General features: G+C 66.4%; 8 protein-coding genes and 1 pseudogene. 6 read left to right on the top strand and 3 right to left on the bottom strand.

The genetic code is table 11. The annotated features are described in order from the left end of the window. The 4 genes and pseudogenes from NH448_RS11060 to NH448_RS11045 all read left to right on the top strand — a co-directional run. Nucleotides 1-1,611, top strand: a pseudogene (locus tag NH448_RS11060) (chromosome segregation protein SMC); the annotation flags it as partial. Between the two features lie 225 nt (nt 1,612-1,836). Beyond that, nucleotides 1,837-3,855, top strand: a complete 2,019-nt coding sequence (locus tag NH448_RS11055; protein ID WP_253028784.1) for a cell division protein ZipA C-terminal FtsZ-binding domain-containing protein — start codon at nt 1,837-1,839, stop codon at nt 3,853-3,855. A gap of 192 nt (nt 3,856-4,047) precedes the next feature. Continuing rightward, the gene (ligA, locus tag NH448_RS11050; protein WP_213228528.1) at nt 4,048-6,090 is read left to right on the top strand and encodes an NAD-dependent DNA ligase LigA; all 2,043 of its coding nucleotides are present in this window, start codon (nt 4,048-4,050) and stop codon (nt 6,088-6,090) included. Further along, the gene (locus NH448_RS11045; RefSeq protein WP_108449937.1) at nt 6,087-6,359 is read left to right on the top strand and encodes a YheU family protein; all 273 of its coding nucleotides are present in this window, start codon (nt 6,087-6,089) and stop codon (nt 6,357-6,359) included. Before ligA ends, NH448_RS11045 begins: the two co-directional genes overlap by 4 nt. Before the next feature lie 139 nt (nt 6,360-6,498). Here NH448_RS11045 and mnmC read toward each other — a convergent pair whose 3' ends face one another. Both mnmC and NH448_RS11035 read right to left on the bottom strand, forming a co-directional pair. Beyond that, nucleotides 6,499-8,544: a bifunctional tRNA (5-methylaminomethyl-2-thiouridine)(34)-methyltransferase MnmD/FAD-dependent 5-carboxymethylaminomethyl-2-thiouridine(34) oxidoreductase MnmC gene (gene mnmC / locus NH448_RS11040; RefSeq protein ID WP_253028783.1), complete on the bottom strand. Its 2,046-nt coding sequence runs from the start codon at nt 8,542-8,544 to the stop codon at nt 6,499-6,501. A gap of 275 nt (nt 8,545-8,819) precedes the next feature. Beyond that, nucleotides 8,820-9,119: a YciI family protein gene (locus NH448_RS11035; protein WP_045991104.1), complete on the bottom strand. Its 300-nt coding sequence runs from the start codon at nt 9,117-9,119 to the stop codon at nt 8,820-8,822. A 220-nt stretch (nt 9,120-9,339) separates the two neighbouring features. Here NH448_RS11035 and NH448_RS11030 point away from each other — a divergent pair, with 220 nt between their 5' ends. Continuing rightward, nucleotides 9,340-10,377, top strand: coding sequence for a PHP domain-containing protein (locus NH448_RS11030; RefSeq protein ID WP_253028782.1), 1,038 nt, complete (start codon nt 9,340-9,342; stop codon nt 10,375-10,377). 79 nt (nt 10,378-10,456) lie between these two features. Then, on the top strand, nt 10,457-11,080 hold the full coding sequence (locus tag NH448_RS11025) for an L-threonylcarbamoyladenylate synthase (RefSeq protein WP_045991103.1): 624 nt from the start codon (nt 10,457-10,459) through the stop codon (nt 11,078-11,080). Between the two features lie 174 nt (nt 11,081-11,254). Here the strand turns inward: NH448_RS11025 and NH448_RS11020 are convergent, their stop codons facing one another. After that, nucleotides 11,255-12,232, bottom strand: coding sequence for an ion transporter (locus tag NH448_RS11020; RefSeq protein ID WP_253028785.1), 978 nt, complete (start codon nt 12,230-12,232; stop codon nt 11,255-11,257). Nucleotides 12,233-12,234 lie beyond the last annotated feature (2 nt).

The raw sequence follows: 12,234 nt of genomic DNA, 5'->3' as shown, positions 1-12,234 counted from the left end.
GCCGACGGCCTGTGGCTAGGCCCTGGTTGGGCGCGCCAGCGGGGCGAGGGAGATGGGCCGGATGCGTTGCTGGTGAGCCGTGCCCGGCTGGACGAGGCAAGTGCCGCCCTGGCAGAGCAGGAACAGCGGCTGGCGTCCGTCGAGCAGGCCCGCGAAGGTGCCCAGGCGCTGGTCGATCAGGCCGAGCAGGGGCTCGAGCAACTGCGGCTGTCGGAGCGTGAGCTGGATCAGGCGCGTCAGCAACTGGCGGTCCAGGACAATGGTCTGGCCAGCCGGCTTGAGCATCTGTCCAGTCGCGGCGCCGAGATCCACGAGGAGCTCGAGGGCCTGGCCGAAGCCGACGAGGAAGCGCGGCTGGCCATCGAGGAAATGCGCGAGCAGTGGCAGAGCGCCATGGCTCGGCTGGAAGAGGGCGCTGAGGTACGCGAGCGTCTCGAGCGCGAGCGCACCCAGGCGCGCGAACGGCTGGCCTCGCTGCGTACCCGCCAGCGTCCGCTGAGCGAGCGCTCCCAGCAGCTCACCCTGGAGCACCAGCGGTTGACCACCGAGCGTGCTGGCCTGGCCGAGCAGCAGGGGCGCGCGGGGGATACCCGCTCACGCCTGGAGGAGCGGGTGGCCGAACTCGAGGAAGCGCGTGAGGGGCTGCATGAGCCGGATGAGGAACGTCGCGAGCGTCTCGATGAGCTGTTGCACCGGCGCGAGCAGGAGGAGCGCCAGCTCAATGAGTCGCGGGCACGGGCGGCGGCGCTGGTCGAGCGCCTGCGCGACGACGAGCAGGCGCGGCAGAGCCACGAGCGAAATCTCGATGGCGTGCGCGAGCGTCTGCAGGAGGCGCGTATGCAGGTTCAGGCATTGGCGTTGAAGGCCGAGACCCAGGATGAGCAGCTCAGGGAACTTGGCCACGATGCCGAGGCTCTGACACAAGGGCTGGACCCCAATGCCACCGAGTCCGCCTGGCAGACCCGGCTGGAGGAGCTGGGCGAGAAGATTCGCCGGCTGGGGGCGATCAACCTGGCCGCCATCGAGGAGTACGAGCAGCAGGCCGAGCGGCGTGACTATCTCGAAGCGCAGCAGGCCGAGCTGAACGAGGCCCTCGAAACCCTGGACAAGGCGATCCGACGTATTGATCAGGAGACGCGGATGCGATTCCGCGATACCTTTGAGCGGGTCAATGCCGGCCTGCAGTCGCTTTTCCCGCGAGTCTTCGGTGGTGGAACCGCATGGTTGACCCTGACAGGCGATGATTTGCTGGAAACCGGGGTGGCCATCATGGCGCGACCTCCGGGCAAGAAGAACAGCACGATTCATTTGCTGTCCGGGGGAGAAAAAGCACTGACGGCGTTGTCCATGGTATTCGCCATCTTTCAGTTGAACCCGGCGCCGTTCTGTATGCTCGACGAGGTGGATGCGCCCCTGGACGATGCCAATGTCGGGCGCTATGCCAAGCTGGTGAAGGAAATGTCCGAGAGCGTTCAGTTCATCTATATCACCCATAACAAGATCGCCATGGAGGCCGGTGAACGACTGATGGGTGTGACGATGCAGGAACCTGGCGTCTCGCGACTGGTCTCGGTGGGCGTGGACGAGGCGGCCGCGCTGGCAGAAGCATGATGCACTTGAAAGGTGGTTATAATAGGGTTACCAAGTAAGACCATGATACTGCATGGCAAGGTAAGCAAAGGGAGTTGGAAGGGCGAATGCGAAGGGCACTGTCGAGAAGACCGGAGAAAATCCGGCGCTTGACAAATAAAAAAAGTGGCCCTTTTTTTCGCAATCACGCTATGCTGTTGACGGACAACCATCAGGCATGGCGCCTTAGCAAAGGCATGACGACCCATGGAACTAAGAGAGTGGCTGATCATTCTGGGGCTGGCACTGGTGACCCTCATCGTTATCGATGGGGCGCGTCGCCTCCAGCGCCAACGTCGCACTCCCCGCCTTGATGAGGTGCAGGGAGACGTCCTCGATAGTGGCTACGGTAGCTACGAAAGCGGCTATGGCAGTGGTCATGGCAGTCGCCATGATCAGGAACCCGCCATGGCGGCGAGCCCCGGACCCAGCGCGCCAGAGCGTCGGGAGGTGGCCTCGGTAGAGGACGACCCCGAGGAGCGTGCGCGCCAGGAAGAAATCAACTGGGAGCTGCCCAATGGAGGGGCCAGGGTCGTCAGGCCTGCGGACTTCTCCAATGTTCAGCCCAAGCCCAAGCTGCAGCGCCAGGAGCACCCCGGGCCATCCCGGGTGTTGTCCGAATTCCGCTCCAGTCAGGCCAGTCGCGCTCAGGAGGCTGGGGACAGCCAGCGCGCCGATGGATCGTCGACCAATGACCGGCCGGCGGACACCGTTGCCCCGCGAGCCAGTCAGCCGGCACCTGCAGCCCGGGCCGAGCAGCCCACCCAGGCAGAGGGTGTAGAAGAGGGTGCAGAACAAGCGCCCGCCGAGGCAGAACCGACTCCAGCACAGGCAGAACCGACTCCAGCACAGGCAGAGCCGTCGGTGCGGGTCGATCAAGCGCCCGCGCAGGCCCCGAACGCTGAAAACGCTGAAGAAGTGGCCGAGCAGTCCTCCCTGTCAGACGAGCCCATGGCGGCCGACAGCCGCGAGGAGCCAAGGGCCACCAGCGAGACGACGATGGACGCTCCGGTGGACGCTGACGCCTCCACCGGCAAGACTGCCCAGGACGAACACGCGGTGCGTGACGATGTCGCCGACGCGGGTGATGGGCGCCGCGAGCCCAGCTTGAGCGCGCGTCGTGACGATGACGTCGCCAGCGAGCCCGGCGACGCTGCCATGCCGTCTCTGGCGGCGGACCCACAGGACCACGAGGAATTCGACGAGGATCAGTATCGTCTGGTGGACTTCGAGGGGATGGGAGATTCGTTGAAGGATCGCTCTCGTCGCATGGGGTCCTCCGTGCATCGTTTTGGCGCTTCGCTGCAGAAGTCGCTGGGAGAACGCCGGGAACAGAAGCGTATCGAACGCGAGAAGCGTGAGGAGGAAAGAGCCGAGAAGGCACGACTCAAGGCCGAGCAGAAGGCCGAACAAGCCAAGCTCAAGGCCGAGGAAGAAGCTCGCCGGCAGGCCGAACAGGCACAGCATCAGGCCGAACAGCAGCGTCAGCGGCAGCAGGAAGAAGGGCTGCGTCAGGAGCAGGCCGCTCAGGAGGCCGAGCGCCGCCGTCAGGAAGCCTTGCTTGCCAGGCAGGCCGCTGCCGATCAGCGTGGCGCCTCGTCGATGGAAGACGAAGCCTCGTTCGACGATGCCACGTACGACGAAGCCGCGTATGACGAAGCCGCATTTAACGAAGCAGCGGACGCCAATGTCGAAGACTCCAGGGTGCGCACCCATCCGGTGCTCGAGAAGGCCCTGCGCCACGACGTCAACGCCGAGCATGCCCGTGACAGCCTGAGCAATGCCGAGGAAATCATCGTCATCAGCGTGATGTCCCGTGACGAGGACGGCTTCCCTGGCACGACCCTGCTGGAGCTGATGATGGCCTGCGGTTTGCGCTACAGCCGAGACATGGGCATCTTCCATCGCTTCGAGACCGAGGATGAGGGCAGCGCCCTGCAGTTCTCCATGGTCAACGTGCTCAAGCCCGGGACCTTCCCGATCGAAGCCATGGACGACTTCACCACACCTGGCATCACCCTGCTGATGCCGCTGCCCAGCGCCAAGGACAGCTCGGCGGCCTTCGAGGCCATGGTCGAGACCGCGATGGTGATCGTGCGCCATATGGGGGGTGAGCTGAAGGACGAGAATCACAGCGTGATGACCGCCCAGACCGTGGAGTTTGCCCGCCAGCGGGTGCAGGAGTTCGAGCGCCGCCACCGCCTGCATCGTTATCAGGTGAACTGACCGCGCAGGCGCTGCCTGGTACGCGACGGCCCCGTGGAGACACGGGGCCGTCTGCGTTTGCCTTCTGTGTCTTGATGGGGCGGACCGGGCTTGCCTGTCGGGGGCGGTGATGTCTGGCGGTTTTCTCCCGGCGGGCATGGGGTAGAATGGCCGATCATCAGCACTTCGCACTTCGCCAGGACAAGGGTTTACATGACCACCGATGCTTCGACCCGTGACGAGGTCGCGCGGCTTCGCACCGAACTCGATGACGCCAACTACCGCTATCACGTGCTCGACGACCCGCGCCTGCCCGACGCCGAGTACGACCGGCTGCTGCGTCGGCTGACGGAGCTCGAACAGGCCCATCCCGAGCTTGCGAGCCCCGACTCGCCGACCCAGCGGGTCGGTGCCAAGCCCGCCGACGGCTTCCCCGAGGTGACCCACGCGCTGCCCATGCTGTCGCTGGACAACGCCTTCGATGACGATGAGATACGAGCCTTCGTCAAGCGGGTGGCCGAGCGTATGGAACTGGACGCCGAGGCGCTGTTCTTCAGTTGTGAGCCCAAGTTCGACGGCGCCGCGGTCTCGCTGGTCTACGAAGACGGTGTGCTGGTCAGCGGTGCCACACGTGGCGACGGCCGTACCGGCGAGGGCATCCTGTCCAATCTGAAGACGCTGAAGTCCATTCCGCTGCGGCTACGGGGCGAGACGCCGCCGACGCTGATGGAGGTGCGCGGCGAGGTCATCATGCGTCACCAGGAGTTCGAGGCGATGAACGAGCGTGCCCGTGAGCAGGGCAGCAAGGTCTTCGCCAATCCTCGTAATGCCGCCGCCGGCAGCCTGCGCCAGCTCGACCCCAGGGTGACCGCCACGCGGCCACTCGAATTCCGTGGCTACCAGGTAGCGCGCCTTGAGCCCGATGGAGGCGCAAGCACCCATAGCGAACTGATGCAGCGGGTGGCCGAGGTCGGCCTGCCGGTCAGTCGCGAGCTCGAAGTGGTCAAGGGGGCGGACGGTGTGATCGACTACTGCCGCCGCCTGGGGGAGCGTCGTGAGCGCCTGGACGTCGATATCGACGGGGTGGTGATCAAGGTCGACGAGCTACGCCTGCAGCGCGAGCTGGGCTTCGTTTCGCGGGCGCCGCGCTGGGCCATCGCCTTCAAGTTCCCGGCTCAGGAGCAGACCACGACCCTCACCGACGTGGAATTTCAGGTGGGGCGCACCGGGGCGATCACCCCGGTGGCACGGCTTGACCCGGTCAGCGTGGCCGGGGTGACGGTGTCCAACGCCACCCTGCACAACGCCGACGAGATCGCGAGGCTTGGCGTGCGCATCGGCGACCGGGTCGCCATTCGCCGCGCCGGCGACGTGATCCCCCAGGTGGTCAGGGTGGTCGAGGCGGCAGGCGAAGGCCAGGATATCGTCTTCCCCGAGCGCTGCCCGGTGTGCGAGTCCGAGATAGAGCGGATCGAGGGCGAGGTGGTGGCACGCTGCTCCGGCGGGCTGGTATGCGCCGCCCAGCGCAAGGAGGCGCTCAAGCACTTCGCCTCGCGCCGGGCGATGGACATCGACGGCCTCGGCGTCAAGCTGATCGATGCCCTGGTCGAGCGTGACTGGGTCAAGACCCCGGCGGACCTGTTCAGCCTGTCCGCCGAACGGCTGGCAGAATTGCCGCGCATGGCCGAGAAGTCGGCCAGCAATCTGGTCGAGGCGCTGGAAAGGGCCAAGGCCACCACCCTGGCACGCTTTATCTACGCCCTGGGTATCCGCGAGGTCGGCGAGGCCACCGCGGCCAACCTGGCTAGCCACTTCGGCAACCTCGATGCCCTCAAGCAGGCCGACCGTGAGACGCTGGAGGCGGTGGACGACGTGGGGCCGGTGGTGGCCGCCCATATCGCCACCTTCTTCCACCAGGCGCACAACCTCGAAACGCTGGAGGCGTTGATCGCCGCCGGGGTGCACTGGGACGAGGTCGACGTCGGCGAGCGCCCCACGCCATTGGAAGGCCAGACCTGGGTGCTCACCGGTACTCTGGAGACCATGACAAGGGACGAGGGCAAGGCGCGCCTGCAGGCGCTGGGCGCCAAGGTGGCCGGCAGCGTGTCGAAGAAGACCCATTGCCTGGTGGCCGGCCCCGGTGCCGGCAGCAAACTGGCCAAGGCCGAGCAGGCGGGGGTCGAGGTGATCGACGAGGCGACCTTCCTCGCGCGCCTTAACGAGTGGGAATCCGAGAGTTCGGAGGAGCAAGCATGAGCCGTTTCGTCGAAGTACCCTATCGCATGTTGCCCGGGGAGACGCTGGACGCCCTGCTGGAAAGCTTCGTCACCCGTCAGGGCTACGACACCACCGACACCGGAGAGGGCATGAATGGCTGGGTCAAGGAGCTCAAGGGCCAGCTCGAGCGCTCGGAGCTGATCATCGCCCACGATCTGGAGACCGAGAGCACCGAGGTGCTGACCCTGGCCCAGTGGCGATCCTTTGGCAGAGACATCGCAGATGACGAGGAAGAAGGAGACATCTGATCTGCCGATGCCCCCGGCCACCAGACGCTTGCTGCGGCGGGTGAAAAAGACGACGGCCCGCCTTCAAGGCGGGCCGTCGGCGTCTGGGCGTTGCTGCTTGCGTCCAGCCCTGGAGCAAGCCTTGGTGCTCATCCTGGAGTCAGCCCTGGCGCTTGCCCTGGACGATATCGCGGATCAGCCGCCGCCCCGGGTGCAGGTGGTCGGCCAGGGGGGCTTCCAGCGGCAGCGGTTCATCGCAGATCCGCGAGGCCAGCAGTTCGGCGCACAGCGGCGCGCTGGCCAGCCCCCGTGAGCCGTGGGCGGCGCTGATCCATAGGCCGGGATGGTGGCTGCCCGCGACGTCCGGCACCCGGGTGGCGTCCTTGGCCAGCACCGCGTAGTCGCGAAGCCATGCCGGCTGATCGGGTAGCGGGCCAGCGTAGGGCGTCTTGTCGGGGCTTGCGCAGCGCACACCGCCACGACCGTCGAGAGTCTCGAGCGCCAGCGGGTGGCCGGCTTGGCGCAGCTGGTCGAGGTAGCCCGGCAGGGTTCTGTCGAGTTCCTCCAGGTTGGCCTGGTGGTCTTCGTCGAGGGTGTCGTTGTCGCTACGCCCCGGGGCAAAGGTCGCGCCGAAGGTCAGCACGCCATCCAGCGGCGGTGCCACGTAGCCACCGGCGCAGACCACTCGCTTCGGCGCCGGGGCCTCGAGCGCCAGGGGCGCGCGGCTGACCTGGCCGCGTACCGCCTGCAGCGGCAGGCCAGTGACCTGGCTGAAGTCAGCCGAGCGATAGGCGGCGGCGACGATGACCTGATCCACCTCGATGGCGACGCTGGAGTGATCGCCCTTCAGGGCGTGGCTGCCGACAAGACGCCAGCCGCCGTCCTCCAGAGGCTCGATGCTGTCGATGCTGGCCTGGACGAAGGTCACCCCTGGCGTGCGGGCGAGCTGCTCGCACAGCTCGCGCGGCCTGGCCCAGCCTGCCAGCGGATAGTAAAGGCCGCCGTGGGGCAGCGAGAGCCCGGCGAGGCTGGAGGCCTCGTCGGCGTCGATGCCACGCACCACAGTGTGGGGAAGGCCGTGGTGATCGAGAAAGCGTCGCTGACGACGGGCCTCGCGCTCGTTGGCACCGAGTTGCAGCACGCCACAGGGCGACCACAGGCGCTGCTCGGGGTCGAGCCGGGCGAGCCAGCGCTGGCTGTAGAGCAGCCCGCCCAGATAGACCCGGCTCTGGTGGTTGGTGTCGGCGGCGAGCTTCACGTATAGCGCGCCCTGGACATTGCCGGAGCCCCCGCTGCCGGGTCGCGAAGCGTCGATCAGGGTGACCTCGACACCACGTCGGGCCAGCGCCTCGGCGGCGCTGCAGCCGGCGATGCCCGCGCCGACAATGGCCACGCGCCGACAGGGCCGCGCCTCAGGGGGACGAAACCAGGGGGTGTGACGTCTGCCGGTATCGTCGGGAGGCGTGTCGATCTCGCCGGCGAGCATCTCGCGCTTGCGTCCGTGGCCCGGTACCTTGCGCCAGGTGAAACCGGCGGCCTTGAGCCCGCGCTTGACGATACCGGCGCAGGTGAAAGTAGCGAAGGTGGCGCCAGGACGGGAGTGCGCCGCCATCGCGGCGAACAGTGCAGGCTGCCACATCTCGGGATTCTTCGACGGGGCGAAGCCGTCGAGGAACCAGGCGTCCACCAGGCCGTCGAGCAGCGCAAGGCGTTCGCTGCTGTCACCCAGGTGCAGATCGAGAATGACCCGGGGCGACAGCACCAGTCGATGCACCCCGGTGACCGCCGCCGGCCATTGGCGAATCAACGCCGCCGCCTTGTCGGCCAGATCCGGCTGGCCTGCCAGGGCCCGAGTCAGATCCTCGGCGCTCATGGGATAGCGCTCGGTGGAGACGATGTGCAGCCGCGCCCGGGGGGGCGCCAGCGCCTCGAAGCTGTGCCAGGCGCACAGCACGTTGAGCCCGGTGCCGAAGCCCGTTTCACCGATCACGAAGGGGCGCTGCTCGTGCCAGGCGGCAAAGCGCTGGGGCAGCCGGTTGGCGGCGATAAACACGTGCTCGGTCTCGGCGCGACCGTCGTGGCGCGAGAAGTACACATCGTCGAAGGCACGGGAGTGAGGGCTGATTCCGCTGTCGTCCTCGCGCCAGTCCAGTTCGGCGGTAGTGGCGGCGGTCAGGGCGGGGAGGCCATCTGGAGATGATGTCACGTCGAAGATTTCCGGCTGGCGGGGCTGGTCAAGAATTGATCACTCTGTTGTCGAGGGCGTGGCAACAGGGTTACAGCAATGCGTCCGCGGCGTTTCAACAGACTTTTCCACAGACTCTGTGAACAAGCAGGCTGTGAACAAGCAGGCTGTGAACAAGACCTGTGCAAACAGGCTGTTCGTGAACGGCAGCCAGGACATCGCCTGTCCACGAACAGGTGCCAGAAGCTGGGTGCCCGCGATCCCGCCAGGTGCGCGGGGCAGGCACTCGGCTCGCCTCAGGGCAGGACCTTCTTGAACGGCTTGACGGTGACCGACGCGTAGACGCCGGCGATCATGTAGGGGTCGGCATCGGCCCAGGCCTGGGCGCTGGCCAGGTCGTCGAACTCGGCGACCACCAGGCTTCCGCTGAAGCCGGCGTCTCCGGGATTTTCGCTGTCCACCGCCGGGTGCGGTCCGGCCAGCACCAGGCGTCCCTCATCGCGCAGGGCCTCGAGTCGAGCCAGGTGGTCGGGCCGGGCGGCCAGTCGACGTTCCAGGCTGTTGTCCACATCTTCGCTGATGATCGCGTAGAGCATCGATAGTTCCTCGATAGGGCCCGGTTGACGTTGGCCCGGGCAGACTCGCCGGGCGGTCGGATGCCGCTCTACGGCATCCTGGATGACGATCACCCGGCTCGGGGAGGCGCATGCGCGACGCGACCAGCATTGACCGCGGCAGGCGCCACGCGCACCATGGAGGCCATATTCTGTCAAAGTCGCCGCCCGGCGTCATGTCGAGGAGCCAGTTTCCTGTCCCATGCCAGCCCTTCCTGAGTCCTTCGAGGGCACGGCCCTCGCCATCGATCTGCATATGCACTCGACCGCTTCCGACGGCGCTCTTGCGCCGTCGGAACTGGTGACGCTGTGCCACGCCAAGGGGCTTTCGCATATCGCCCTGACCGACCATGACAGCCTCGAGGGAGTCGCCGAGGCCGACCTTCGCGCCCGCGAGCTTGGGCTGTCGGTGCTGCCCGCCAGCGAACTGTCCTGTCAGTGGCGGGGACTCAATATCCATGTGGTCGGGCTGTTGCCGTCGGGGCCGGGGGCCATGCTGGAGGCCGGCCTTGCCGAGCAGGCCATCGCCCGCGAGAAGCGTGCCGAGACCATTGCCCGGCGACTCGAGCGCATCGGCCTGAGCGACGGGCTGGCCAAGGCGCGTGCCTGGGCCGGCAGCGACCGGCCGCTCAATCGCCCCGACTTCGCCCACGTGATGGTGGCAGAAGGGCTGGTGGCGGATCTGTCCGGGGCCTTCAGCAAGTATCTTGGCAACGGCAAGATCGGTGACGTGAAGTCGCATTGGCCCTACCTGTCCGAGGTGGTGGAGTGGATCCTCGACAGCGGCGGCGTGGCGGTGCTGGCTCATCCCCTTCGCTACAAGCTGACCCGGCGCAAGCGCGGCCTGCTGCTCGATGAGTTCTGTCGGGCGGGGGGCCAGGCGGCGGAGCTGGTCAGCGGCTTCCAGAACCCGGATGTCACCCGGGACCTGGCGCGACAGTTGATGGAGCGCGACCTGTACGGATCGCTGGGCAGCGACTTTCACTTTCCGGGAGGACACCTGGCACCGGGCAGCATGAGTCCGATTCCGCGCACCGCGGTGGCGCCGGTGTGGGCCCATCCGCGCCTTGCCGCCTGGTTCGCCAGCGCGGCGAGTACGGACGTGGCGGGCCCTGGCGCGATAAATGAGAGCGTGGACGATGACACCCCGCGCGCCCTAGGCCCTGAAGACAAGAGCCCGGAAGACAAGAGCCCGGAAGACAAGAGCCCGGAAGACAAGAACGCCGCCCATTCGGTCTAGTCTGAGAGGGAAGGCCCGCGCTGCGCCTCGTGCTTTCTTCGCCAACTTCTTTTGCCCGTTTGTTCGCCAGGGAGGCAACATGACCCAGTACTTTCAGATTCACCCCGACAACCCCCAGAAGCGCCTGATCGACCGCGCGGTCGAGATCATCCACAAGGGCGGAGTGGTGGCCTATCCGACCGACTCGGGCTACGCCCTGGGCTGCCACCTGGGGGACAAGAAGGCCATCGAGAAGATCAAGTGGCTCAGGTCGCTGGACGACAAGCACAACTTCACCCTGGTGTGCTCGGACCTGTCGGAGATCGGCACCTACGCCAAGGTGGACAACGCCGTCTTCCGCCTGCTCAAGGCCCACACCCCAGGCGCCTACACCTTTATCCTGCACGCCACCACCGAGGTGCCCCGGCTGCTGCTGCATCCCAAGCGCCGCTCCATCGGCGTTCGGGTGCCGGACCACGAGATCTCGCGTGCCCTGCTTGAACGCCTGGGCGAGCCGCTGATGAGCGTGACCCTGATTCCGGTGGGGGAGGCGTTGCCGATGACCGACCCCGAAGAGATTCGCGATCGCTTCGGTGCGCACCTGGATCTGGTGATCGACGGTGGCGCCTGTCAGCTGGAGCCGACCAGCGTGATCGATCTGCGCGACATGCCGCCGGTCATCGTGCGCGAAGGGCGCGGCGATATCTCGCCCTTCCAGGAGTAGCACTCGACGCAAATCAGCGAAAGCATGCGGCGCATTGTCAGCAAGGCGACTGGCGCATGCCGCCACGATGTTTCGACCGGTCCCGTCCCTGGCTCGCTCTCCTGAACCCCCCGCCCTGGACAGGGGCCCGCTGCGGCCAGGGCCTTGGACAGAGGGCCCGTTGCGGCCAGGGCCTTAGACAGAGGGGCCGCTGCGGTCGGGATTGCTGACGCCATCGTCGCCATCATCGTCGTCATCTTCGCGCTTGGCCTTTTCTTCCCCGCCGCCGTCGTCCTCCGGTTCCTCTTCAGGTTCTTCCTTCGGTGCGTTGGGGTCGGGGGTGTCCTCGTCGAGCCAGGTGCCACAGATCAGGCAGTACTTGGCACGCTGCTCGTGGCGGTCGTGGCCGCAGCCTGGGCAGGCTTCGTCGGAGTAGCGATCGGCACGAATCGAGCGGATTACCTCGGCGGAGAAGACCCCGGTGGGGACCGCGATGATCGAGTAGCCGATCAACATGACCACCACGCTGATGGCCTGGCCAAGCGGCGTCACCGGCGAGATATCGCCGTAGCCCACCGTGGTCAGGGTCACCACCGCCCAGTAGATGGCTACGGGAATGCTGGTGAAGCCGGCCTCCCTCGGCTCGATCAGATACATCATCGAGGCGAAGATGGTCACCAGCATGAACACCGTGAACAGGAACAGGAAGATCTGGTGGCCGCTGCGCTTCAGCGCGTCGATCAACAGGCGTCCCTCGCCGACAAATTCCATCAGTCTCAGTATCCGGAAGATGCGCAGGCTGCGCAGCAGGCGGATGACGATCAGCGACTGGGCCCCGGGGATCAGCAGCGCCAGCCAGCTCGGCAGGATGGCGATCAGGTCGACGGTGCCGTAGAAGCTCTTCAGATAATTGAGCGGCCGCTCGAGGCAGTAGAGCCTGAGGACCAGCTCGATGGTAAAGAGGATGGTGAAGGTCCATTCGATGGCCCTGAACAGCTCGCCATGCTGCATGCGCAGGCTATCGACGCTCTCCAGCACCACCACCAGCACGCTGGCCAGGATGGCGGTGATCAAGGCGATGTCGAAGCCCTTGGCCAGCCGGGTATCCGACTCGAAGATGATCTGAAAGATGCGCGTCTTGAGGCCTTCGGCGGCCGGCTTGTAGCCGTTGATCA

Origin of the sequence: Halomonas sp. OfavH-34-E (genome assembly GCF_024124525.1) — a bacterium.
Taxonomy (GTDB): domain Bacteria; phylum Pseudomonadota; class Gammaproteobacteria; order Pseudomonadales; family Halomonadaceae; genus Halomonas; species Halomonas litopenaei.
The sequence above is the reverse complement of the archived record's forward strand: the minus strand, read 5'-3'. Positions and strand labels throughout refer to the sequence as shown.